The organism is Nonomuraea sp. NPDC049141, assembly GCF_040648415.1.
Taxonomy (GTDB): Bacteria; Actinomycetota; Actinomycetes; order Streptosporangiales; family Streptosporangiaceae; genus Nonomuraea.
Genome location: NZ_JBEZDR010000009.1, coordinates 277305 through 300423 on the forward strand (window position 1 = coordinate 277305; position 23119 = coordinate 300423).

26 protein-coding genes are annotated in these 23119 nt (G+C 69.7%); 8 read left to right on the plus strand and 18 right to left on the minus strand.

Going from position 1 to position 23119, the window contains the following annotated elements:
• Window positions 1–18 precede the first annotated feature (18 nt).
• Window positions 19–1458 carry an MFS transporter gene (locus AB0B91_RS27960; protein ID WP_358325494.1) on the plus strand — a complete coding sequence of 480 codons (1440 nt, stop codon included), beginning with the start codon at window positions 19–21 and terminating at the stop codon, window positions 1456–1458.
• The gene (locus tag AB0B91_RS27965; RefSeq protein WP_358325495.1) at window positions 1455–1892 is read left to right on the plus strand and encodes a cupin; all 438 of its coding nucleotides are present in this window, start codon (window positions 1455–1457) and stop codon (window positions 1890–1892) included. Before AB0B91_RS27960 ends, AB0B91_RS27965 begins: the two co-directional genes overlap by 4 nt.
• Here AB0B91_RS27965 and AB0B91_RS27970 read toward each other — a convergent pair.
• The 3 genes from AB0B91_RS27970 to AB0B91_RS27980 form a co-directional block, all read right to left on the minus strand.
• Window positions 1880–2026, minus strand: a complete 147-nt coding sequence (locus AB0B91_RS27970; protein WP_358325497.1) for a hypothetical protein — start codon at window positions 2024–2026, stop codon at window positions 1880–1882. The two genes, AB0B91_RS27965 and AB0B91_RS27970, sit on opposite strands and share 13 nt — an antisense overlap.
• Before the next feature lie 49 nt (window positions 2027–2075).
• Window positions 2076–2399, minus strand: a complete 324-nt coding sequence (locus tag AB0B91_RS27975; RefSeq protein ID WP_358325500.1) for an STAS domain-containing protein — start codon at window positions 2397–2399, stop codon at window positions 2076–2078.
• A gap of 119 nt (window positions 2400–2518) precedes the next feature.
• Window positions 2519–3001 (minus strand): DUF5994 family protein, encoded by a 483-nt coding sequence (locus AB0B91_RS27980; RefSeq protein WP_358325503.1) that lies wholly within the window; start codon window positions 2999–3001, stop codon window positions 2519–2521.
• Between the two features lie 152 nt (window positions 3002–3153).
• Between AB0B91_RS27980 and AB0B91_RS27985 the strand changes: the two genes are divergently transcribed.
• Complete coding sequence (locus tag AB0B91_RS27985; protein WP_358325506.1) at window positions 3154–4158, plus strand: tyrosine-type recombinase/integrase; 1005 nt, start codon at window positions 3154–3156, stop codon at window positions 4156–4158.
• A 42-nt stretch (window positions 4159–4200) separates the two neighbouring features.
• On the opposite strand, the gene AB0B91_RS27990 is transcribed toward AB0B91_RS27985, so the two are convergent.
• From AB0B91_RS27990 to AB0B91_RS28005, 4 genes are read right to left on the minus strand one after another with little or no spacing between them, the layout of a single operon-like run.
• The gene (locus tag AB0B91_RS27990; RefSeq protein WP_358325509.1) at window positions 4201–5031 is read right to left on the minus strand and encodes a carbohydrate ABC transporter permease; all 831 of its coding nucleotides are present in this window, start codon (window positions 5029–5031) and stop codon (window positions 4201–4203) included.
• Between the two features lies 1 nt (window position 5032).
• Window positions 5033–6040 carry a sugar ABC transporter permease gene (locus AB0B91_RS27995; RefSeq protein WP_358325512.1) on the minus strand — a complete coding sequence of 336 codons (1008 nt, stop codon included), beginning with the start codon at window positions 6038–6040 and terminating at the stop codon, window positions 5033–5035.
• Complete coding sequence (locus AB0B91_RS28000) at window positions 6037–7263, minus strand: extracellular solute-binding protein (protein ID WP_358325515.1); 1227 nt, start codon at window positions 7261–7263, stop codon at window positions 6037–6039. Before AB0B91_RS28000 ends, AB0B91_RS27995 begins: the two co-directional genes overlap by 4 nt.
• An 11-nt stretch (window positions 7264–7274) precedes the next feature.
• On the minus strand, window positions 7275–8297 hold the full coding sequence (locus AB0B91_RS28005; protein ID WP_358325518.1) for a LacI family DNA-binding transcriptional regulator: 1023 nt from the start codon (window positions 8295–8297) through the stop codon (window positions 7275–7277).
• A gap of 125 nt (window positions 8298–8422) precedes the next feature.
• Here AB0B91_RS28005 and AB0B91_RS28010 point away from each other — a divergent pair, with 125 nt between their 5' ends.
• Window positions 8423–10645 (plus strand): glycogen debranching N-terminal domain-containing protein, encoded by a 2223-nt coding sequence (locus AB0B91_RS28010; protein ID WP_358325521.1) that lies wholly within the window; start codon window positions 8423–8425, stop codon window positions 10643–10645.
• 45 nt (window positions 10646–10690) lie between these two features.
• Here the strand turns inward: AB0B91_RS28010 and AB0B91_RS28015 are convergent, their stop codons facing one another.
• From AB0B91_RS28015 to AB0B91_RS28040, 6 genes are all read right to left on the minus strand, one after another.
• On the minus strand, window positions 10691–11563 hold the full coding sequence (locus AB0B91_RS28015) for an SDR family NAD(P)-dependent oxidoreductase (RefSeq protein ID WP_358325524.1): 873 nt from the start codon (window positions 11561–11563) through the stop codon (window positions 10691–10693).
• A gap of 36 nt (window positions 11564–11599) precedes the next feature.
• A complete protein-coding gene (locus AB0B91_RS28020; RefSeq protein WP_358325527.1) occupies window positions 11600–12385 on the minus strand; it encodes a chitosanase in 786 nt (261 codons plus the stop codon).
• Window positions 12386–12477: 92 nt separating this feature from the next.
• Window positions 12478–13083, minus strand: coding sequence for an FMN reductase (locus AB0B91_RS28025; protein WP_358325530.1), 606 nt, complete (start codon window positions 13081–13083; stop codon window positions 12478–12480).
• Window positions 13080–14156, minus strand: a complete 1077-nt coding sequence (locus AB0B91_RS28030; RefSeq protein ID WP_358326028.1) for an LLM class flavin-dependent oxidoreductase — start codon at window positions 14154–14156, stop codon at window positions 13080–13082. The genes AB0B91_RS28025 and AB0B91_RS28030 overlap by 4 nt, the downstream gene beginning before the upstream one ends.
• A 75-nt stretch (window positions 14157–14231) precedes the next feature.
• On the minus strand, window positions 14232–14882 hold the full coding sequence (locus AB0B91_RS28035) for an NAD-dependent epimerase/dehydratase family protein (protein WP_358325533.1): 651 nt from the start codon (window positions 14880–14882) through the stop codon (window positions 14232–14234).
• A 25-nt stretch (window positions 14883–14907) separates the two neighbouring features.
• Window positions 14908–15357: a helix-turn-helix domain-containing protein gene (locus tag AB0B91_RS28040; RefSeq protein WP_358325536.1), complete on the minus strand. Its 450-nt coding sequence runs from the start codon at window positions 15355–15357 to the stop codon at window positions 14908–14910.
• Window positions 15358–15426: 69 nt separating this feature from the next.
• On the opposite strand from AB0B91_RS28040, the gene AB0B91_RS28045 reads away from it, so the two are divergent.
• Both AB0B91_RS28045 and AB0B91_RS28050 read left to right on the plus strand, forming a co-directional pair.
• A complete protein-coding gene (locus tag AB0B91_RS28045) occupies window positions 15427–15573 on the plus strand; it encodes an iron-sulfur cluster assembly protein (RefSeq protein WP_358325538.1) in 147 nt (48 codons plus the stop codon).
• Complete coding sequence (locus tag AB0B91_RS28050) at window positions 15570–16544, plus strand: amidohydrolase family protein (RefSeq protein WP_358325541.1); 975 nt, start codon at window positions 15570–15572, stop codon at window positions 16542–16544. The genes AB0B91_RS28045 and AB0B91_RS28050 overlap by 4 nt, the downstream gene beginning before the upstream one ends.
• Window positions 16545–16558: 14 nt before the next feature.
• On the opposite strand, the gene AB0B91_RS28055 is transcribed toward AB0B91_RS28050, so the two are convergent.
• Complete coding sequence (locus tag AB0B91_RS28055; RefSeq protein WP_358325544.1) at window positions 16559–16876, minus strand: MerR family transcriptional regulator; 318 nt, start codon at window positions 16874–16876, stop codon at window positions 16559–16561.
• A 69-nt stretch (window positions 16877–16945) separates the two neighbouring features.
• On the minus strand, window positions 16946–17374 hold the full coding sequence (locus AB0B91_RS28060) for an Hsp20/alpha crystallin family protein (protein ID WP_358325547.1): 429 nt from the start codon (window positions 17372–17374) through the stop codon (window positions 16946–16948).
• Between the two features lie 311 nt (window positions 17375–17685).
• Here AB0B91_RS28060 and AB0B91_RS28065 point away from each other — a divergent pair, with 311 nt between their 5' ends.
• Entirely contained in the window at window positions 17686–18600 is a 915-nt protein-coding gene (locus tag AB0B91_RS28065; RefSeq protein ID WP_358325550.1) for a helix-turn-helix transcriptional regulator, read from the plus strand.
• A gap of 2 nt (window positions 18601–18602) precedes the next feature.
• Here AB0B91_RS28065 and AB0B91_RS28070 read toward each other — a convergent pair whose 3' ends face one another.
• From AB0B91_RS28070 to AB0B91_RS28080, 3 genes are all read right to left on the minus strand, one after another.
• Window positions 18603–19424 carry an SAM-dependent methyltransferase gene (locus AB0B91_RS28070; protein WP_358325554.1) on the minus strand — a complete coding sequence of 274 codons (822 nt, stop codon included), beginning with the start codon at window positions 19422–19424 and terminating at the stop codon, window positions 18603–18605.
• Window positions 19425–19523: 99 nt separating this feature from the next.
• A complete protein-coding gene (locus tag AB0B91_RS28075; protein ID WP_358325557.1) occupies window positions 19524–20537 on the minus strand; it encodes a hemolysin family protein in 1014 nt (337 codons plus the stop codon).
• Window positions 20534–21847 carry a hemolysin family protein gene (locus AB0B91_RS28080; RefSeq protein WP_358325560.1) on the minus strand — a complete coding sequence of 438 codons (1314 nt, stop codon included), beginning with the start codon at window positions 21845–21847 and terminating at the stop codon, window positions 20534–20536. Before AB0B91_RS28080 ends, AB0B91_RS28075 begins: the two co-directional genes overlap by 4 nt.
• Window positions 21848–21916: 69 nt before the next feature.
• On the opposite strand from AB0B91_RS28080, the gene AB0B91_RS28085 reads away from it, so the two are divergent.
• Window positions 21917–23095: an acyltransferase gene (locus AB0B91_RS28085; protein ID WP_358325563.1), complete on the plus strand. Its 1179-nt coding sequence runs from the start codon at window positions 21917–21919 to the stop codon at window positions 23093–23095.
• The last annotated feature ends 24 nt before the right edge of the window (window positions 23096–23119 follow it).

Sequence of the window (23119 nt, forward strand, 5' to 3'; positions counted from 1 at the left end):
CGGACGACGATTGCGGTCATGAGAACCCGTCAGAACATCCACGCCAGGCCGGGGCTCACCCTCGCCGTGGTGGCCGTCGTGCAGTTCACGGTGTCGCTGGACCTGTCGGTCGTGAACGTCGGGCTCCCGCAGATCGCCGCCGGCCTCGGCTTCAGCGCTGTGGGCCTGACCTGGGTGATCCACGCCTACGCTCTCACCTTCGGCGGGCTGCTCCTGCTGGGCGGCAAGGCCGCCGACCGGTACGGCCGCAGGCGGGTCCTGCTGCTCGGGCTCGGCCTGTTCGGCCTGGCCTCGCTCGTCGGCGGCTTCGCCCAGGTACCCGGCCATCTTGTCGCCGCCCGAGCCGCGCAGGGCATCGGGGCCGCCGCGCTGGCTCCGGCCGCGCTGGCGCTGCTGACCGAGACGTTCCCCACGGGCAAGGCCCGCGTCCGGGCCTTCGGAGTGTGGAGCGCGATGAACGCGGCGGGCGGCGCCCTCGGCGTTCTGCTGGGCGGCCTGCTCACCGAGTACGTCAGCTGGCGCTGGGTGATGTTCGTGAACGTGCCGATAGTCGCGTGCGTGCTGGCCCTGGCCTGGCGCGGCATCGCCGCCGGTCCGCCGGCCGCTCGCGGCGGCCGTCCGGACGTGCTCGGCGCCGTCCTGGCCACGGCGGGCATGACCTTGCTGGTGTTCGGCGTCGTCCGCACCGATCAGTACGCGTGGACCTCGCCGGTCACCCTGACGACGCTGGCGGTCGCCGCCGTACTGCTGGCCGCGTTCATCTATGTCGAGCGGACCACCACTCGCGAACCGCTCATCCGGCTCGGCCTGTTCGCCAACCGCTCGGTCGCCGGCGCGAACATCTACAACCTCCTGGTCGGTGCGGCCATGGCCACGGCCTTCTATTTCATGTCCCTCTACCTCCAACGAGTCCTGGGAACGGGGCCGGCGCTGACCGGGGCGATGTTCCTGCCGTTCGCGCTCGGCGTGGTCGCCGGTGCCGTGCTCGCCGTCAAACTCGGCTACCGGCTCGCTCCCCGGACCCTTCTGGTCATCGGCGGGCTCCTGACCGCGACCGGGTTCGCCTGGTTCGGCCTGATCAGTCCTGACGGCGCCTTCATCACCGACGTCCTGGGGCCCTCGATCATCGCCAGCGTCGGCTTCGGGCTCTGCCTCGGACCGGTCGTTTCCATCGCCACCGGCGGCGTCGCGCCCCACGAGACCGGAACCGCCTCCGGCCTGCTCAACAGCTCACGCCAGATCGGCGCCTCACTCGGCCTCGCCGCCCTCGGCACCGCGGCCGCCCACCGCACCGGCCAGCTAGCCACGCCCGAGACCCTCAACGACGGGTACGCCTTCGGGCTGACCCTCAGCGCCGCGCTCCTGACCGCCGCCGTTCTTGTCGCCCTCACCGTCCTGCGCCGGACCAGCCCACCACAAGAGTTGAAAGATCACCGCAGGAAGGTCGTTTCGGCATGACTGTCACCTCGATCGAGCTCTTCGCGTCCTCCATCCACCTTCACCAAGGCGGCAAGGTTCACACCGAGAGAAGAACAACGGACTCCGACCAGGACGGCTGGCAGCTGAGGGCCTTCCATGCGAAGACCGACGCCGACGTTCACGCCGACCACTGGGAGGTCCACCCGGAGGCCGAGAAGGTCGTGTCCTGTCTCATCGGGAAGATCCGCCTCTACCTCCGTCCGGAGCGGGCGGGACAAGAGGAGGAAGAGATCAGGCTGCTGGCCGGAACCGCTGCCATCGTCCCGCGCGGGCGATGGCACCGCATCGCGCTGGACATCCCCAGCAACATCATGGTCGTCACCCTGCCGCGTGGCAGCCGGCTGGAGAAGCGGACCCTGCAGCAGGGCGACGCGGACCAGGCCGGCCCAGATGAACGCCGTCAGGGCGCTTGAAAGCTCATCGACCCGGCCACGACCGGGGCGACGCGCAGCCGCGGGCGGGCGGTGAAGGAGCGGTGGGTCAGCAGCCGGTGGAAGCCGACCGTCACCCCCAGCCCGGTCACCACGTAGAAGACGGCGGCCGGCAATTGCCGTCATAGCCCGCCTCGGCGGGCTTGCGGGTGGGCGGCATGCCGGTCACGCCATGATCGGGAAGCGGTGGTCCAGGCCGGTGATGCGCAGCAGCCGGGCCATGCGCGGAGGAACGCCGGTCAGAGCCAGCGTGATGCCCCGTGTCCGGGCACGGCCTTGCACGCCGATCAGCACGCCCAAGCCGCCCGCCCCGCAGAAGGTGACCCGGGACAGATCCAAGATGAGCAGGTCGGTGCTGTGGTCGAGGCTGTTGATCAGCCTCTGGCGCAGACGGGCTGTGGTGAAGATGTCGATGTCCCCCGACAACTGCACGAGGGTCGGCGCCGAGGCGCTCACCCCGGCGAGCGGGGCGGTGTCGATGACGGTCATGGAAGTCCTCCTCACGGGAGAAACTGAAAGGTCATGAGATGCCTGCCGGCCGAAGATCGGCCCGCCGCCAGTACGGGCGGTGCCAGGACCGCTCGATCCGGCCGGCAGGCGGCACGGGGTCATTCCGACGTCGTCGGCCGTCCCATGAATGGCTGCGTCATCTGCCCGATGACCGACCCGCCCTCGTCCTCCCAGCGGGCCGAGCCGTCGGCCGTGGCCTCGGCGGTACCCGAAGGGGTGATCAGCAGGACGACCGGCTCGCCGGCGGCGAAGCTGAGAGTGATCACGCGCGGGTCGGTGCGGCGGAACCAGTCGACGCGGACCTGACGCCCGCGCGCCGGGATGCGGCGCGGGATGTTCTGCCACGCATCGCCATGGACGCCGACGCGGAGCGTGACTCGACCAAGCAGCCGATCCACGGCGGCGATGAGACCAGGCAACTCGGCGGCCGCGTCACGGGAGGAGGGCCACCAGGCCCCGTCCACCACCGCGCGCCGATTCGACACCGGACAGAGACTGAGCCGTAGCGCGGAATTGACCCGAGGGATCGCGGACGAGGCGGAGCTGAGCGGTGCGGGTTGAGAAAGAAGTGTCGGCGTCATGGTCGCCTGACCTGTCCAGGCCCTCGGAAAGGGGCCAGTGGTGGTTCGCCGGAGGCGACGCGGACCTGAATGCCAACGCTCGAAAAGACCTCGGTGTCTTCACTCTACCTCGTACTTCCGGAATTCGGCAATTCCGGAAGTAGACTGAGCAGGTGACTTCCGGAAACACGCCCTCAGAGCTCACGAAACCGGCCGGAGTAGCTTCCGGAAACACGCGCCAGTCACTGGCCGTCCCGCTCCCAGCCCCCCACGCCGCCGTCCTGGCCGACTACTCCGCCGTACTCGCGCACGCCCCGCTGGCCGACTCCACCAAGACCAAGTACGCCTCCCGGCTGCGCGGCTACCTGGCCTGGCTGGCCGACCAGGCCGACGCCGGCATCCTGGACGGCGACCCGCTCACCGACCCCATCGCCGCCACCGGCGCGGTACATGACTTCCGCCGGCATCTGAAGAACGGCCGCCGCGCCCCCAACACCATCGACGGCTACCTGTCGGCTCTGGACGACTTCTACGCCCGCCGCGGCCTCGGCAAGCCCCAGGCGCGCCGCGAACGCGACGCGCGCCCCACCGCCCCCCGCGCCCTGGACGCCCCGCGCACCCGCCGCTACGTCCGCCACGTCCAGCTCACCGCATCCCCGCGCGACAAGGCCATCGCCCTGCTGCCCTACTACGCCGGCCTGCGCATCTCCGAGGTCGTCGGCCTCGACCTGGCCGATGTACGACTGTCGGCCCGCGAGGGCGAACTGCGCATCCGCGGCAAGGGCCGCGACGGCGGCAAGATCCGCCTGCTGCCCATCCATGCGGACCTGCGCCAGGCCCTGACCGACTGGCTGGAGGCCCGCGCCGATGGGAAGGGGGCCGGCACCCACGCCGCGGTGTTCCTCAACCAGCGCGGCGGCCGCCTGAGCGACCGCGCCGCCCGCGACATCATCACCGGCCTCGGCGACGCCGTCGGCCTCAATGACGACCCCGCCGAACCCTTCAGCCCGCACGTCCTGCGCCACACCTTCGCCACCCAGCTCATCCGCGACGGTAAGGACCCCATCCTGGTCGCCGAACTCCTCGGCCACGGCTCGCTGGACACCACCCGCCGCTACGCCCTGCCCACCGAAGCCGACAAGGCCGCCGCTCTGGACGCCCTTATCACCGACCATTGACCACCCAGCCTCCTGTGCGTCGGCGCCCGGGCAGGTGCGGGTTCAGCCCTTGTCGCTGCCCTCGTTGGCGCCGCGGACGAACCGGCGCTGGAAGATCACGAAGATCACCGCCACCGGGATCGTCGCCAGCAGTGCCGCGCCCAGCTTGAGCGGGTACTGCGTGCCACCCCCCAGCGACCCGCTGACCAGGTCGGCCAGCCCCCGAGGCAGCGTGAACAGTGCCGGGTCCTGGACGGCCACCAGCGTGTGGGGGAACTCGTTCCACGATCCCTGGAACGAGATGATCGTCAGCGTGATCAGCGCCGGCCGCGCCATCGGCAGAACCACCGACCAGAACGTGCGGAACGCGCCCGCGCCGTCGATCCGCGCGGCCTCCTCCACCCCCGCCGGGATCGAGTCGAAGAACTGCTTCATGATGAACACGCCCGCCGCGTCCACGATCACCGGCAGGATCAACGCCAGATAGCTGTCATACATCCCCAACTGATTGAGGACCAGAAATTTCGGGATAAAGAGGACGACGCCTGGTACGGCCATCACCGCGATCACCGCCCCGAACAGCGCCGACCGCCCCCGGAACCGCAGCCTGGACAGCGCGTACCCGGCCAGCGAGTCGAGGAACACCCGCCCGACCGTCAGCACGATGGTCACCAGCAGCGAGTTGCCCAGCCACACCGGCAGGTCGGTGCCGCTGAACACCCGCTCGAACCCCGCCAGCGTCCCCGGGTGCGGGATGGGCGACAGCGGGGAGGCGGCCGCGTCCGGCTCGGTCTTGAACGAGTTCGCGATCTGGATGACGAACGGGTAGATGAACACCAGCGCGAAGAAGATCAGGATCGCGTAGCCGGTGAAGACGCTCGCGAGCTTGCGCACCTCAGCCCCTCCTCTCGCGCATCACCCGGCGCTGGAACAGCGTCAGCAGCACGATGATGAGGAACAGCACGAACGAGATCGCCGTCCCCGCCCCATAGTCGAAGTCCCGGAACGCCGTCCGGTACGACAGGAACGCCGGGGTCAGCGTCGTCTTGGCCGGAGCACCCTGGCTCATGACGTAGATCTGGTCGAACACCTGCCAGGTCCCGATCAGCCCGAGCGTCAGCACCAGGAACATCGTCGGCTTGAGCATCGGCAGCGTCACGTACCGGAACCGCTGCCACCGCCCGGCCCCGTCGAGCATGGCCGCCTCCTCCAGCGTCACCGGGATGTCCTGCAGCGCCGCCAGGAACATCAGCATGAACGTCCCCGACGTCGTCCACACGACCAGCGCGATGATCGCGCACATCGCCACGCTCGGCCCCGACAGCCACTCCCACCACGAAAGACCGAACGGTCCCGCCCCGGCGAGCGCCGCAGGCGGCGTGTCCATGCCGAGCAGCAGGTGGATGACCCCTCTGGCGTCGGAGAACCACTGCGGACCCTGGATGCCGAAGAAGCCGAGCAACTGCGTGAGCGCCCCCGAGTTGCTGAAGATGAACAGGAACACCACGCTGATCGCCACCGAACTGGTGACCGACGGGAAGTAGAACGCGCTCCGGAAGAACGACTTGCCCTTGAGCAGGCGGCTGTTGACGATCAGGGCCAGGCCGAGCGCCAGCGCCGTCTGCAGCGGTACGACGATCGCCACGTAGTAGGCGTTGTTCCTGATGCTGATCATGAAGTTCTCGCGGGCCAGGTCGTCGCGGGTGAACAGCCGGCTGTAGTTGTCCAGCCCGACGAACGGCACGCCGCTCGTGAACGGGCTGCCCTGGCCGTTCCACGAGGTGAGGCTGACCCACATCGCCATCAGGATCGGCAGCAGCAGGAACACCCCGAGGATCACCACGACCGGCGCGACGAACAGCCACCCCGTCAGGTCATCCCTGAGCCGGTTGCGGCGCATCATTCACCCAGCGCGGACTGCGTGTTCTTCTGCAGCCTGGCCAGCAGTGCCTTCGGGTCCTGCGTGGTGAGCTGCTGGAGGCCGGCGTCGAAGTCGGACAGGACGCTGTCCATCTTGGCGGCGTTCACCGGGCCCTGGGCGTAGGCGGCGCCGTCCACGAACGCCGTGTCCGTGGGGAACTCCTTGACGTAGGCGTCCTTGGCCGACTGCCGCGACGGCATCACCCCGAACGCCTTGGCGAAGGTGAGCTGCTGGTCGGCCTTGGTCATCGCCTCGACGAAGGCGATCGCCGCCGGCTTGCTCGCGCTCTTGGCCGCGATGCCCCAGCAGTTCGTGAACGACAGCGTGCCCTGCTTGGCCCCGGCGGGCAGCGGGTGGGCGGTGTACTGGATGTCCGGGTAGTCGGCCTTCAGCGCGCCCTTGATCCAGTTGCCCTCGATCGTCATCGCGGCCTTGCCCTTGCCGAACGCCTCACCGGGCCACGACGCGCCGAGCTGCTTGGGGTATTCGGCCAGCTTGTCCTTGAGCAGCGTCTTGACGTACTCCAGGGCCTTGAGGTTCTCCGGGCTGTCGCCGGTGGCCTGCTTGCCGTCGGCGCTGGTGATCCAGCCGCCCGCCTGCACCATGAACGCGCCGATCCGGTCGCGGGTGTCGCCGATCGCCAGCGGGGTGATGCCCTTGGCCTTGAGCTTGCCGGCCACCGCGGTGAGCTGTTCCCAGGTGGTCGGCACGTCGGCCGCCGCCAGGCCCGCCTTCTTCCACAGTCCGTCGTTGACGATCAGTGCCAGCGTGGAGAAGTCCTTCGGCGCGCAGTAGAACTTGCCGTCCCGGGTGAACGTGGTGCGCAGGCTCGGGTAGAAGTCGTCCGGGTTCGAGATCTTGTCCCCGTACGGTTCCAGCGCGCCGACTCTGGCGTAGTCGGCGAACCGCGAGGCGTCCACGTAGAAGACGTCGGGCGGGGTGCCGCCCGCGAACGCCTGGCCGAGCTGCTGGTGGATGTCCTGCGCCGGGGTGACCGTGGCCTGGTTGCCGCTCGCCTTCGCCCACGCGTCCGCGGCCTGCTTGACCGCGGCCGTCTCCGGGTCGCCGGAGGAGGCGATGAGGATCCGCAGCGAGACGGGGCCGCTGCTCTGCGGCGCGGCCGCCGGCTTGTCCTCGAAGCCGCTGCCGCACGCGGTCGCGGCCAGCGCCAGTACGCCCAGCGCCGCCAGGGGGAGGTGTTTCATCGCGTTTCCTTTCACGCTGTACGCCGGATGACCAGGGAGGGCTCAAGCAGGACGTGATCCGGCTTGTCCGGGCTGTCGTCTTCGAGGAGCCGGGTCAGGACGCCGACGCAGCGCGCGGCGGCGTCCGACAGCGGCTGGCTGAGGCTGGTCAGGCCGATCGCGGCCGCCACGGGCGTGTCGTCGAACCCGATCACGGGCACTGGCCCGGCCTGCAACGCCCCCAGGGCGACGGAGTCGCTCACGCACACCAGGGCGGTGGCGCCGGCCGCGATCAGCTCCCGCGCCGCCGCCTCACCCTCGGCCGCCGACCCATCGGTCCGCCGCTCCAGTGCGCCCGCCTCGCCGCTCTCTTCGTCCTTCGCGTCATTCGCGGTCGATGTACGCGGCCTCAGGCCCGCGTCTTCGAGCGCCCGAGCCCAGCCGCTCCTGCGGTCGTCGCCGACGCCGGAGCCCTCGGGCCAGCCGATGAACCCGATCCGCCGGTGACCCGCGCCGAGCAGGTGCCGGGTGGCGGCGGCCGTCCCCGCCGCGCCGTCCACGTCCACCCACGGATGGGCGCCGCCCTCGGGCATGCCCCACGGCCGCCCGAACGTGACGAACGCCAGCTCCCGCTCGGCCAGCCACGAGGTACGCACATCGCCGTAATGCGTGCCGGTCAGCACGAACGCATCCGGTTCGTACGCCCCCAGCAGGTCGTCGAACGTGGCGATCTCCGACCGGTCGTCGTCGGCCGTGTAAAGGATCACCCGATATCCCGCCTTGGCCGCCGAGCCGCTCAGCCCGTGCAGGAACCGGTCGAACACGTTCATGCCATCCTGCGTCTGCTCGATCCGGACGGCCAGCAGCCGCGACCGGCCGGTCCGCATGCGCCGCGCGGCCTGGTTCACCCGGTAGCCGAGCTCTTCGACCGCCTGCCGTACGCGCTCGCGGGTCTCTTCGCGGACGAGGTCGGGGGAGTTCAGCACGTTCGAGACGGTCTGCCGGGAGACGCTGGCCCGCCGTGCGACGTCGGCGATCGTCACCTTTTCGGGCATCGTGTCGCTTTCTAATGGTTTGAACGTTCAAATCGCCGTATGGCAGGATTGGATCGTTCAAGTAAACGGAGTGTTACGCACTATCTCCCTTGGACGATTCGCCTGTCAAGATTTGGGGGCCGCTTGTGCTCGACCAAGCCACGCACCGCCTGCAGCCGTTGCTGCACGACCTCGTCAGCACGGTCCTGGCACCGACGACCGCGCTGAGCGGCACCGACGGGCAGATCAGGGCAGCCGGGGTGCAGGGTCTGTTCCATGCGGACGCGCGGGCATTGTCCCAGGTCACGCTGGCCGTGGACGGCTGGGAGCCGGAGGCCGTGGGGCATGCCGCGCAGGCCGCGGGCCGGACCAGATTCGTGTCGCTGGTCCGCCGGCTGGGCGATCCGATCGCGGACCCCACGGTCCGCGTCGACCGTACTCGCGAGGTCGCCCCCGGACGGATGGCGGAGCTCATCGAGATCGCCTCCACCGCGACCCGACCCGTGACGGCCACCGTCACAGTGGACCTGAGCTGCGACTTCGCCCCGATCGAGCTGGTGAAGTCCGGCGGCACCGCCGCTCCGGCCCCTGCCTCGCTCGTCCCGTCCGCCGGCGGTGGGTCCCTGGAGTGGCGATCCGGCCGCATCCGGGTGCGGGTGACCGGCGAGAACGCGACGGTGGAGCCGCATCCCGGCCCGCTGGAAGACGGAGGCTCGCCTGCAGGTCAAGGCTCCTTCGACGGCAATCCGTACCAAGGAGGTGGCTCTTCGGGCGGGCGGCTGCGGTGGGAGATCTCGCTCGCGCCCGGTGAGCGCGTCACGCTGCGGTGGGCCGCCGTGATCGACGACCCGGACGCGGTGGTCACCGCGCCGGCCAAGCCGCTGGAGTGGAGCGTCCCCGAGGTGACGGCCGACGACACCCGGCTCGTCCGGCTGGCGGCGCGCTCGCTCGAAGACCTGCGCTCCCTCAGGCTGGCCGAGCCCGGGGAGCCCGGGGACACGTTCCTGGGGGCGGGGGTGCCGTGGTTCCTGACGTTGTTCGGGCGCGACAGCCTCTGGGCCGCCAGAATGCTGCTGCCTCTGGGCACCGACCTGGCGGCCAGCACCCTCCGCGTGCTGGCCAGACGGCAGGGCACCCACGTCGACCCGGCCACCGGCGAGGCGCCCGGCAAGATCATGCACGAGCTGCGCCGCCACGAGCACAGCGGCGGCGGGCTGCGGCTGCCCGCCGCCTACTACGGCACCATCGACGCCACCCCGCTCTGGATCGGCCTGCTGTACGACGCCTGGCGCTGGGGCATGCCCGCCGACCAGGTCGAACCCCTGCTCCCGGCCCTGGAGGCGGCGCTCGGCTGGCTCGGCGACCACGCGGACCCGGATGGGGACGGCTTCCTGGAGTACATCGACCTGACCGGCCACGGCCTGGCCAACCAGGGGTGGAAAGACTCGGGCGACGCCGTCCGCTTCCACGACGGCCGCCAGGCCGAACCGCCCATCGCGCTGTCGGAGGTCCAGGGGTACGCCTGCGCCGCCGCCCACCAGGGGGCCGCCCTGCTGACGGCGTTCGGCCGCCCGGGGGCCGAGCGGTGGCTGGACTACGCGGGCACGATGGCCGACCGCTTCCGCGCCCGTTTCTGGGTCGGCCACCCCGCGTCGGCCACAGACAGGGGGAGCGGTCAGTCCGCGTCGGTCGCCAGTCGCGAGGGCGGCTATCCCGCGCTGGCGCTCGATCGCGACAAGCGGCCGGTCGACTCGCTGACCAGCAACATCGGCCATCTGCTCGGCACAGGGCTGCTGTCGGAGGGGGAGGAGGCGAGAGTGGCGGAGCTGCTCGGCGCCCCGGCGATGTCCGGCGCCTTCGGGCTCCGGACGATGTCGGCCGATGACGGCGCGTTCAGCCCGCTGTCCTACCACTGCGGGTCCGTCTGGTCGCACGACACCGCCATCGTTCTCGCCGGCCTGGCCAGGACCGGTCATGGGCGGCTGGCGGCGGACCTGGGGCAGGGCCTGCTGGCGGCGGCGGAGGGCTTCGACTACCGCCTGCCCGAACTCCACGCGGGCGACGACCGGGACACGGTCGGCCGCCCGGTGGCCTACCCGGCGGCCTGCCGCCCCCAGGCGTGGTCGGCCGCCGCCGCCGTGACACTGCTGCACGCGGCTGTGGGCCTGTATCCGGACGTACCCGGCGGCAAGGTGCTCCTGCGTCCACTCGCGGGAGCCCCGCTCGGCGCGGTCACGGTGCGGGGCCTGCGAGTGGCGGGCGCCGACGTCACGGTGTCGATCGACCGCTCCGGCAGGGCCGAGGTGACAGGCCTCCCGCCCGGTCTGTCGGTCGAAGTAGCGGATGGGCCGCATGGGGCCGCCGGTTGAGGCGGTGGACGGCTCGTACGCCCCGCAGGCGCCTGTGGTCGCCGGTCAGCCGGCCGAGCCGACGGAGAGTTCGGTGAGGTGGGCGTCCGGTGAGGTGGTGAGGGCGGTCAGGACCAGCGAGGCGATCGTGGACGGGCGCAGGCACTGGTCGGGGTCGTACGGCGAGCCGAACTCGGCCCGGACCTTGCGCAGCAGCTCGGTTGCCGTGCCGCCTGGGTAGATCGTGGTGACCCGGATGCCGTGCCGGTGTTCCTCGTCCCGTACGGCGTCGCCCAGCTCGCGCAGGGCCGCCTTGCTGGCCGCGTAGGCGGGCCAGCCGCGGGGGCTCAGGCCGGGTGCGGCGTTGATGAGGACCACCCGGCCCCGGCGCGTGCGCAGGGCGGGCAGGAGGAGGCGCAGGAGCTCGGCGGCCGAGGCGACGTTGACGTTGAACGTGTCGCGCCACAGTTCCACCGAGCTGTCGGCGGTGGCCACGACCTCGGCGATCCCCGCGCAGTGCACGAACGCGTCCAGCTCCCCGATCACCGGTAACGCCGCGGCCAGTGCCTCCGGCCGGGCCAGGTCCGCCACGACGATGGTGACACCTGCGGGGGCGACACCGGTGAGGGTGGCGTCGGCGGACGGAGCGGCCGGGGTCATCATGTCCGGCCACGGGAGGTTCGCCGCCATCGGGGTGATCTCCCCCAGACCGGCGACCTCGCCCACCGCGCCGGGCAGGCCCGAGCCGATGGCCTTGTGCACGCGCCCGCCCGGCCCGGTGACGTCGTCCACCCCGCAGTGCTCGTCGAGGGCGCCCAGGTGGGCGGGGTCGCGGACCACGGCCAAGACCCGGTAGCCCGCGTCCAGGAGCGCCTTGGCGATGGCCGAGCCGATGCCACCCGTCGCCCCTGTCAATAAGACCGTGCCAGCGTGGGTCATGGTCAGAGCGTGGCAGAGGCGCCGGTCGTCCGTCTATCAGGACTTGATCGTGTAGCTGTCGCCGTACACCTTCCAGGTCAGCGGCGGGTTCAGGTCGAGGTTGCCGTTCTTGAGGAAGACGCGCTGCTCGGTGTCGACGCGGGTGGTGTCCTCGTGCGCCTCCTCGGCCTTCATCGCGGCCTTGCGGGCGTCCAGGAACGCGTTGAGGTACGTCGTCTCGTTGCCGCCCTGCGCGGGGGTCTTGGCCTTGGACATCGCGGTCTTCCTGATGCCGCCGAAGCTGAGCTTGTCGCTGCCGGGGCCGTGCATGACGATCGCGTCGTAGTAGATGAACTGGCCCAGCGCCCGCAGGCCGTCCGTCTTGGCCTGCTTGACCGACGGGTTGAAGTACACGCGGTCGCGCTCGTCGTTCTGCGCCGTCTGGAAGACGGTGTCCTTGGCGGCGGTCTTCCAGTCCTTGGTGAAGTTCGGGTCGAGGCCCGTGTGCGAGTCGGTGCCGTTGACCTTGCGGAGCGCGGGCAGGTATTTGGCCAGGACATTGCCGGGCTTGCGGGCGGCGTAGAGCTCGACGAGCGCGAGCATGTCGCTGGTGCCGGAGCAGAAGCCGATGATCCCGGCCGTGTAGCCGCGGCCGTCGTCGATGTCCTCGATGTAGCCGTACTGGGCCTTCCAGTCGAGCGAGGAGTTCTCGGCACTGGACACCAGCTGCATGGCGATGTCCTTCTTGTGCGGATCGGTGAGGTCGACCGCGGCCTGGCTGGTGCCCGTGAGCGCGAGAGTGGTGGCTAAGGTGACCATGGCGACGAGAGTGGTTCGGAGCAACGTGATCTCCTGCTCTTCGTTAGGAAAGATTCCTAACGAACCATACTCACAGGAGTCATCTTATGGGGCCTATGTTGTGAAATTTGGGCCCCTTACCGGCGTAGCGCGGCGAGTTGCTGTTCGAAGGGGACGACCGGCTCCACGGGCTCTCGTGCCGGGGTGCGGTTGCGCGACAGGTCGGCCAGCTCGCCCGCGGCGCGGTCGATCCGCTCCGCCAGGCCGTCGGTGAAGTCGTCACCACCGCCGCCCCAGTCCTCCGACGCCGCGTAGACGGCGGTCGGCGCCACCACGGCCCGCAAGTACGCGAACAGCGGGCGCAACGCGTGCTCCAACGCCAGCGAGTGCCGCGCCGTCCCGCCGGTCGCCGCGATGAGCACCGGCTTGCCCGCCAGCGCGGCGGGGTCCAGGACGTCGAAGAACGACTTGAACAGGCCGCTGTAGGAGGCGCTGAAGACGGGGGTGACCGCGATCAGGCCGTCGGCCTCCGTCAGCGCCTCGATCGCCTCGCGCAGCCGGGCGCCGGGGAAGCCGGTGACGAAGTTGTTCGCGATGTCCACGGCCAGGTCGCGCAGCTCGATCACCCGCACCTCGGGCGCGGGGTCGTCAAGCCGCCGCACGGTCGCCTCGGTCAGGCGGTCGGCGAGCAGGCGGGTGGAGGACGGCTGGGTCAGACCCGCCGTGACGACGACGAGCTTCATGAACTCACCTCAGCGACTCGGGTGGTGTGGACGGGGCCGTCGGGGACGTCGGCCGGCCGGTTCGCGGCGAACTCCCGGCGCAGTACCGGCACGACCTCCTCCCCGAGGATGTCGAGCTGCTCCAGGACGGTCTTCAGCGGCAACCCCGCGTGGTCCATGAGGAACAGCTGCCGCTGGTAGTCGCCGAACGACTCCCGGAACGTCAGCGTCTTGTCGATGACCTGCTGCGGGCTGCCCACCGTGAGCGGCGTCTCCTCGGCGAACTCCTCCAGCGACGGGCCGTGTCCGTACACGGGCGCGTTGTCGAAGTACGGGCGGAACTCGCGGACCGCGTCCTGCGAGTTCTTCCGCATGAACACCTGGCCGCCGAGCCCCACGATGGCCTGCTCGGGCGTGCCGTGACCGTAATGGGCGAACCGCTGGCGGTAGAGGGTGATCAGCCGGATGAAGTGGTCCTTCGGCCAGAAGATGTTGTTGGCGAAGAACCCGTCACCGTAGTAGGCGGCCTGCTCGGCGATCTCCGGGCTGCGGATCGAGCCGTGCCACACGAAGGGCGGCACCCCGTTCAGCGGCCGCGGCGTGGAGGTGAAGCCCTGCAGCGGCGTACGGAATCGGCCCTCCCAGTCGACGACGTCCTCGCGCCAGAGCCGGTGGAGCAGCGCGTAGTTCTCGACGGCCAGCGGGATGCCCTGCCGGATGTCCTGGCCGAACCACGGGTAGACGGGGCCGGTGTTGCCGCGGCCCAGCATCAGGTCGACCCGGCCGTCGGCCAGGTGCTGCAGCATCGCGAAGTCCTCAGCGATCTTGACCGGGTCGTTGGTCGTGATCAGCGTCGTGGCCGTGGACAGCGTGAGCCGCTCGGTCCTGGCCGCGATGTAGCCGAGCATGGTGGTCGGCGACGACGGCACGAACGGCGGGTTGTGATGCTCGCCGGTCGCGAACACGTCCAGCCCCACCTCCTCGGCCTTGAGCGCGATGGCCACCATCGCCTTGATCCGCTCATGCTCCGTCGGCGTCCTGCCGGTGGTGGGGTCCATGGTCACGTCGCCCACACTGAAGATCCCGAACTGCATATCGCTCACCGCCCCTTACTATTGAAAGTTCAACAATCGCCCAAGCAGCAGGTGGCCCGGGATTATTCCGTACGGTCAGAGGGCGTTGATCTCCAGTGGTCCGAGCACCCGCCGGGGCGCTCCGCGCTCGGCCACGGTGATCATGGCTCTGCCGATCTGCTCGGTCGTGGTCACCGCCTTGGGGAAGAGCCGCCGCAGCACAGGATAGAGCGGCGCCATCGCCACGTACGCCAGCCGATACCAGGTCGTCCGCGAGGTGACGCCGTGCATGGGCTGGATGTAGCCGGGCCGGAACATGAACGCCTCAAGCGGCAGTGCCAGCAGCGCGTTCTCGGTCTGGCCCTTGACCCGGGCCCACATCGCCCGGCCGTGCTCGTCGGTGCCCACCCCGGACACGTAGACGAACGTCGAGCCGGGGCTGAGCCGCGCGAGAGTGTCGCCTGCCGCCAGCGTGTAGTCGTAGGTGACGCGCCGGTAGTCCTGCTCGCTCATGCCCGCCGAGGAGACGCCGAGGCAGAAGAAGCACGCGTCATAGCCGGACAGGTCTGCCTCGATCGGGGTGAGGTCGAGCAGGTCGCCGTGCGTGATCTCGCGCAGCTTGTCGTGGGTACGGCCGGTGGGGGTGCGGCCGACCGTGAGAACGGCCTCCACCCGGTCGTCGACCAGGCATTCCCGTAGCACGCCCTGCCCGACCATGCCGGTGGCGCCAAAGATGATGACCCTCATGCGAGCTCCGTTCCCGGCCCGAATGCTATCGCCAGATCGGCGGCGGCGAGGCGCAGCGCCGCGGTCGCGGGAGCCGGGACGGCCAGTCCGCGCGCCGAGATGCCCACGGCCCCTCGGCCACCTCCACCACGACCACCCGCCCGGCGGACAGCCGCGCCAGGTAGGCGGTGTGGCCGGTGCTCGCGGCCAGGTGACGCAGCACGGCCCCGGCCCGCGGCGGTCGGCCGAAGGCGCCGAGCATCTCGTGGAAGCGTTCGGCCACCTTCGTGCCGAGCACGTAGTCGCCGTCCTGCCGCCGGTGCAGGTAGCCCTCGTAGCACAGCGTCCGTACCAGGTGGTAGGACGTCGACAGGTTCAGCCCGCAGCGGCGCGCGATGACCTTGACCGTCAGCGGCCGGTCTGCCCGCGCGACCTCCTCCAGGACGCGTAGCGCGCGGGAGACGCTCTGGATCAAGTCGCTGGGTGCGGCAGCCATGCTTCCAATGTGCGCCATCTGAAAACCGGCGGTCTACCCGTGACCGGGCCTCGGACGGACGATGTGGCCATGGCGGACATACCGCAGTGGGCGAGTCAGGCGCTGGCCGGGGTCTATGACCCCTGCTGCAGGGAGAAGGGCATCTCGGTCGTCGAGATGGGGCTGGTCAGGTCGGTCGAGGTGACGGCCGGGCGGGCGCGGGTGGAGCTGACATGATCGACGACGTCTTCGTGTTCGACAGCGTGGCGCACATCTTCAACTTCGAGCCGAAGAACGCGTACGGCACACCGGGCCAGATGTTCTCCAACCACCTCTACGCCTTCCACACCACGCTCACGCCCGACGGGGAGACCAAGCTGTCGCCGGAGGAGTTCCTGCGTCAGTGGACGGTCGGCGACATCCGGCGCATGGTGTACGAGGAGTCGGACACGGACATGCTGGTCGCGATGCCGTTACCGCTGACCGATCTCTACCACGACGGGTTGTCGCCCTGGACGGAGTGCGCCGAGCTGGCCGCCCGTGACCCGGAGCGCACGGTGTTCTGGGGCACGGTCAACCCCCTGGAGGGCCGCAAGGCGCTCGACCTGATGGAACGTCAGGTCGGTGAGTACAACGCGCGCGCCTTCAAGCTGTACAACGTCCGCTACGACTACGGAGCGCCCTACCCGTGGCGGATGGACGACCCACGGGTGGCCTTCCCCATCTTCGAGAAGGCCCGCGACCTGGGGGTGAACCTGATCGGCGTGCACAAGGGCGTCCCGCTCGGGCCGCAGCCGATCGAGCACACCCAGACCTGGGACATGGACGGCGCCGCCGCCAACTTCCCCGACATCACCTTCGTCATCTTCCACGTCGGGCTGCCGTTCCTCGACGAGACGTGCTGGCAGCTCATCCGCTATCCCAACCTGTACGCCTCGCTGGCGGCGACGATCAACTTCGTGGTCAGGGCGCCCAGGATGTTCGCCGAGATCATCGGGAAGCTGCTGTTCTGGTGCGGCGAAGACAAGATCGTGTACGGGTCGGAGGCGCCGATCTTCCATCCGCAGTGGGCGTTGCGGGCGTTCAAGGACTTCCAGATCCCGCAGGACCTGTGCGACGGCTACGGCTACCCGCAACTCACCGACCAGGCCAAACGCAAGATCCTCGGCCAGAACCTGCTCCGCCTGCACGGGATGGAGCAGCGTTAGCCCGTCGGCGGAGGTCAGGCCAGGCCCAGTTCGGTGAGGACGGCGCGGGCTTGCTTGAGCTCGGCGCGCAGCCGGGCGAGCTCGCGTTCGAGTTCGAGGATGCGGCGGATGGCTTTGAGTGTCATGCCCTCGTCCGCCATCCGCGTGATGTGCTGGACGATCAGGATGTCATGACGTGAGTAGCGGCGCTGGCCGCCGGTGGAGCGGCTCGGGCTGAGCACGTCGTGCTGGTCCAGCCGGCGTAGGTATGCCTGCTGGACCTGCAGCATGTCGGCCACCTGGCCCAGGGAGTAGAGCGGCGCGTGCTCGTCGTCGAAGGGCAGCTCAGGCATGGGGGTCTCCTGGTTCGTCCGAGGGGCGGGTCCGAGACGCGCTCGGGGCCCGCCCCTCGGATGGCCGCGTCACGCCCGGATGGCCTTGGTGTCGCTGCGGTGGATCTCCACCTTGCGTGGCTTGGCGCGGTCGAGGACGGGGATGCGGAGGGTCAGGACACCGTTGGCGTAGCCGGCGTCGATCTTTTCGCTGTCCAGGTGCTCGGACAGGTAGACGCGGCGGGTGAAGGTGCCCATCGGACGTTCGCGGACGAACAGCCGCTCGTCCTCGCCGATCTCCTCCTCGCGGCGGGCGCTGACGCTCAGGACGCCACGGTCGACGGTCACCTCGATGGAGTCGGGGTCGATCCCCGGCAGATCGAAGCGGAGGACCACGTCGTCGTCGCGGCGCAACCCGTCCATGGGCATGATGGCGCCCTGGTCGGCGGCTTGCCGAGCCAGGCGGTTGAACTGGCGCTCGAACTCCTGGAAGAACGGGTCGATCGAAGTGAGCAACATCTTTCCGAACCTCCCTGTGGGATCTTGGAACCTCCATGTTCAGTTGTAGGTTATCTCCTCAGCGTAATGAAGGCAAGCTGCAACTCCGTAGTCGCGGAGGTTCGTGAGCTGGCCGTGGGTTCGGGGCGGCGCCGCCCGTCCCGGACCGTCCCGTCGCAAGGGGTGTACAGCGCTCGTCGGCGGCTTGGGGAGTGTGCCGCGAGCGACCTGGTATTCCCGCTATTAACCCGCCTCATGGCGGCAAAGCTGGCTAGCGTGGCAGGATTGTCTGAAGCGTCAGACTGCTACAGTTTGCCGACCTGGGAGCTTATATGCCGAATGCTCGGGAGATTGATGATCTGACCGAAATTTCCGGTTTGGAGTATCGTCAGTCCGGGCCGACAGCGCTGCGGATATTGGTGGGCAGGCAACTGCGCCGGCTGCGGGAGTCACGGGGTATCACTCGTGACGCCGCGGGATACGCGATCCGCAGTTCGCATTCCAAAATCAGCCGCCTGGAATGCGGGCGGACCAGTTTCAAGCTGCGCGACGTGGAAGATCTACTCACCCTGTACGGCGTGGTCGAGGAGGCCGAGCGCGCGGTCGTGCTCTCGCTGACCAGGCAGGCCAACGCTCCCGGCTGGTGGCACGACCACCGCGACGTGGTGCCCGACTGGTTCGAGGACTACCTCGGGCTGGAGCAGGACGCGGCGATGATCCGTACGTACGAGGTCCAGTACATCCCCGGCCTGCTCCAGACGGAGGACTACGCCCGCGCGGTGATCACGTGTGGCGATCCGGACAGCCCGCAGGAGGAGATCGAGCGCCGGGTCGCGCTCCGGATGCGCCGCCAGCGGCTCCTCCAGGCGGCCACGGCGCCCACGCTCTGGGTGGTGCTGGATGAGGCGGCGCTGCGCCGTCAGGTCGGCGACGCCGCCACGATGCGCGCGCAACTCGAGCACCTCAAGGAGATGGCCGACCGCCCCCGCGTCACCATCCAGGTGCTGCCGTTCAGCTACTGCGGTCACATCGGCGGGGTCGGCCCCATCACCATCCTGCGCTTCGCCCAGGCCGACCTCGACGACATGGTCTACCTCGAACAGATCGCCAGCGCCCAGTACCTCACCAGGCGATCCGACGTGCACCCGTACCACCATCTGATGGACGAGCTGGGCATCCACGCGCAGCCGTCGGCCGCGACCCGGGCGATCCTCGATCAGATCATCGGCAAACCGGACGAGGAGTAGGCCTACGGCTTGCGGGCCACGGCGCAGAAGGCGTCCACCTCGTCGGGGACGCCGAACACGGCGGCTTCCACCCGCCAGCGGGAGACCGAGACGACGCCCGGATCCACCAGTTCGAGGCCGTCGAAGAAGTGGGCGATCTCGTCGGGGGTGCGCAGGCGGTAGGAGTAGGACTGCTCTTCGTCGTGGAGCCGTCCGGCTTCCGCGGCCGCATCGGGTTTGATGGTGTTCGTGCCGTCCTCGAACACCAGGAAGCTGCCTGACGGCAGCGCGTCCAGCAGCCGCCGCGTCAGGGCGTGCGCCTGGTCGTCGTCGAAGATCGTGCCCATGACGCCGAGGAGCATGAGCGCGGTGGGCCGGGTGAGGTCCAGCGTCTTGGCCGCGTAGTCGAGGATCGTGTCGGGGTCGCGCACGTCGGCCTCGATGTAGTCGCAGGCGCCCCGGGGATCGCTGGTCAGCAGCGCCTGGGCGTGCACCAGCACCAGGGGATCGTTGTCGACGTAGACGACGCGGGAGGCCGGGTCGACGCGCTGGGCGACCTCATGGGTGTTGTCGACGGTCGGCAGTCCGGTGCCGATGTCCAGGAATTGCCGGATACCTGCCTCTTCGGCAAGGTATCGGACGGCGCGTCCCAGGAAAGCGCGTGCGTGGCGGGCGATGTCCTCCATGCCCGGGTAGATCTGCCGCAGTTGTTCGGCGTGCTCGCGGTCTACCGGGTAGTTGTCCTTTCCGCCCAGCCAGTAATTCCACACCCGAGCCTGATGCGGCTTGGTGGCGTCGATTTTGGAGGGCAGTGCCGGATCGGATTGCGAGGGTTCATCAGACACGAAACCTTCTCCTCTTTTGTCGCCTATGTGGTGTCCAGCCCAGTCTCCCGGCCATATATCCCGCTGTCACCCACAAAACTGTGTCTGTTCGTATGTTTGTCACAAATTCGGAGGTTGGCGGACGATACCGCTGAGTACGTCGTCCAGGGTGACCACGCCGAGCATCTGCCCGCCGGCATCGGTCACGGCGGCGAGCTGGGCCCGTCGCTTACGCATGGTCGCCAGGACGTCCGCGAGCGTCGCCGTCTCGCCGATCAGCGGCAGGGGGCGGATCGGCAGCGGCTGACGCGAGCCGTGCCCGTTGAGCGCGTCCAGGACGTGCAGGTAGCCGCGCAGTTCGGCGGGGCTGTCGCCGTGCACCGGGAACCGGGAGTGACCGTAGCGGCCCGCGTACTCCTGCAGCCCGAGGCTGTCGATCGTCGCGGGCACGCTCACCACCTCGTCGATCGGCACCATGACCGTGGCGACCGGGCGAGCGTGCAACGCGAGCGTGGCGATCATCCGGTCGCGCTCGTCCTGGCGGAGCAGTTTGTGCTGGCGAGACTCCTCGATCAGCACCGGGAGTTCCTCCGAGGTGTAGACGGTGCGGATCTCGTCGGTCGGCGGGATGCGCAGCAACCGCAGCACCACGTCCGACATGGCCTTGATCAGGGTGAGCAGCGGGCGTATCGCTCGGGCGAGGACGAACAGGGCAGGCACCAGCCACAGCGCCGCCGTGTTCGGGCCGGACAGCGCGAGGTTCTTCGGCACCATCTCACCGATGATCACGTGCGCGGAGACCACCAGGAGCAGCGCCAGGGCGAAGGCGACCGGATGCACCATCTTCTCGGGCAGCCCCACGGCCGCGAAGAGCGGCTCCAGGGCACGTGCCACGACCGGTTCGCCGAAGGCGCCGAGCATGAGCGAGGCCAGCGTCACGCCGAGCTGGGCCGCCGCCAGCATCGTGGGCATCGTGTTCATGGCGGCGAGCACCGCCTGCGCCCGGCGCGAGCCCGCCTGCGCCTGCGGATCGAGCTGGGTACGGCGCGCGGAGATGAGGGCGAACTCGGCGCCCACGAAGAACCCGTTGACGGCCAGGAGCAGCACGAGGACCAAGCCGTCGGTGATGGTCATGAGAGGTCCTGACTCGGCGCGGTGAGGGTGATCTGCTCGATGCGCCGGTTACGCATGGACTCCACCCGGAGCGTCCACCCGTCGACGTCGACTTCGTCGCCTGGATCGGGGATGCGGCCGAGCTGGGCCATGACCAGGCCCGCGAGCGTCTCGTAAGGCCCTTCGGGCATGCGGAACCCGGTGCGTTCCTCGACCTCGTCCGCCCGCAGCACGGCCGGCGCGCTGATCGAGGCGCCCGGCGCGAGCAGCGCGGCCGTGGGCTCCGCCGACTCCTCCTCGGGTAGGTCGTACTCGTCGGCGATGTCGCCGATCAGCTCCTCCACCAGGTCTTCCACGGTGACGATGCCGGCGAAGCCGCCGTACTCGTCGATCACCACGGCCATCTCGACACCCGTCGAGCTGAGCCGTTCCTGAACCACCTCCAGGTTCACCGACTCCGGCACCGTGACCGCCGGCCTGGCGATCGCGGTCACCGGTGTCCGTTCCCGCTCCGCCACCGGCACGGCGCACGCGCGGGGGACGCTGGCCACGCCGAGGATGTCGTCCAGCTCCGCGCCGCCCACCGGGATGCGCAGGTGCCGGGTGCGGCGGGCCAGCTTGAGGAACTCGGCGACGCTGCTGGATCCGGCTATGGTCACGCAGTCCGTACGCGGGGTCATCGCCTCGGCCGCGATCTTGCCGCCGAAGCGCAGCGCCCGCTGGAGCATGGCGGCCGTGCTCGGCCGCAGCACCCCGGCCTCGGCCGAGAGCCGCACCAGCAGGCCCAGCTCCTCGGGGGAGCGGGCCGAGGCGAGCTCCTCCTGCGGCTCGGCCCCCAGACGGCGGACCAGGCCGTTGGCCACCGCGTTGCACACCTTGATCAGCGGTCCGAACGCCGCGGAGAACACCCGCTGCGGCGGCGTCGCCAGCCTGGCCACGGCCATCGGCCTCGACAGGGCGGCGTTCTTGGGCACCAGCTCGCCCAGGACCATCTGCGCCACCGTGGAGATGACGATCGCCAGGACGACGGCGGCGCCACGACCGGCCGGAACGTCGTCCAGCAGCGGTTCGAGCAGGTCGGCGATGGCCGGCTCGGCCACGACGCCGAGCAGCAGGGACGTGACGGTGATGCCGAGCTGCGCCCCGGACAGGTGGAACGACAGCCGCCGCACCGCGGCCTCGATCCCCTGCGCGCCCCGATCCCCGGCCTGCGCGAGCTGGTGGACCCGTACGCGTTCGACGGTCACCAGGGAGAACTCCGCCGCGACGAAGATCCCGTTGGCCAGGATCAAGGCCAGCGCCCCGAGCAGGAAGAGCACATCCAGGACCATGGGCGAAAGCTAGCACCAGGGGAAGACAAGTGTGCCTGGCGGAGTCACCGTTTCGATACGTTGGACCATATGACGACTTCTCACCTAGAGGCCCCCCAAGTCGTTCAACCGGCGCTGCCCAGACTCGCCTGGCTGGACGCGCTGCGGGGCATCGGCGCGCTCGCGGTCGTGGGTGAGCACCTGATGACCTGGGCCATGCCCTGGTTACGGCCCACCTCCTTCAACCTCGGCATGTACGGCGTGCTGGTGTTCTTCCTGGTCAGCGGGTACGTCATCCCGATCTCGCTGGAGCGGCACGGCGACGTGCGGGCCTTCTGGATCGGCCGCCTCTTCCGCCTGTACCCGCTCTACCTCGCGGTCGTCGGCCTGGTCCTGGCCCTGTCGTGGTGGATACCGGTGCGCGCCGAGGTGCCCCGGGATCCCTCTTCGGTGGCCGCGCACGCGACCATGCTGATGGACGTGGTCGGCTCCGGTGCCGTGGTGAACACCATGTGGACGCTGTCGTACGAGATGGTCTTCTACCTGCTGGTGGCCGCTCTGTTCGTGACCGGGAACCGTGGTGGTCGCGGGCTGCTGGCGGTCGCGTTCGGGCTGGCCGCCGTCATCACCGGCCTCGCGCTGTCCAGCACGCCGCTGGCCGGCGGGTGGCTGGCCTGGGTGTCGTTCGCGGTGTTCGCCGTCGGGCTGGTGTGTGTGATCTCCGGCCGGATGCGGACGGCCGCGTGCTGCGCGCTGGGGGTGATGGCGCTGGCGTTGCTGCTGCTGAGCAGCCGTGTGCCGTGGTTCGGCGCCGCGATGCTCGCGGTGATGTTCATCGGCACGGCGATCCATCGATGGGAGCGTGGGCAGGGCGGTCTGTGGCCGGTGGCCCTGGCCGCGTCGCTGGTGACGCTGTCCCCCTTCTGGGCGATCAACGCCGGGTGGTGGTGGGTGCGGCCTCAGGTGTGGGCGCTGACCATCGCCCTGGCGGCCTTGACGTTCGCCGGTGGCATGGCCTGGCGTAGGCGGCGCGTGCCGTACGTCCTCACCTGGCTCGGAGTGATCAGCTACTCCCTCTACCTGACGCACCTGCCGATCCTCACCCTCGTCATCCAGGTGGTGGGCGAAATGCGCTGGTCGCCCTGGCCGATGCAGATCGGCATCGGCCTGTTCGTCATGGGCGTGGTCCTGCCGGGCAGCTGGCTGACCTACCGATTCCTGGAGCAGCCCATGCAGCGCCTCGGCCGCCGGCTGGCTCGCGCGCGATGATCGGCGCCGCCGCCGTCCGCCGGG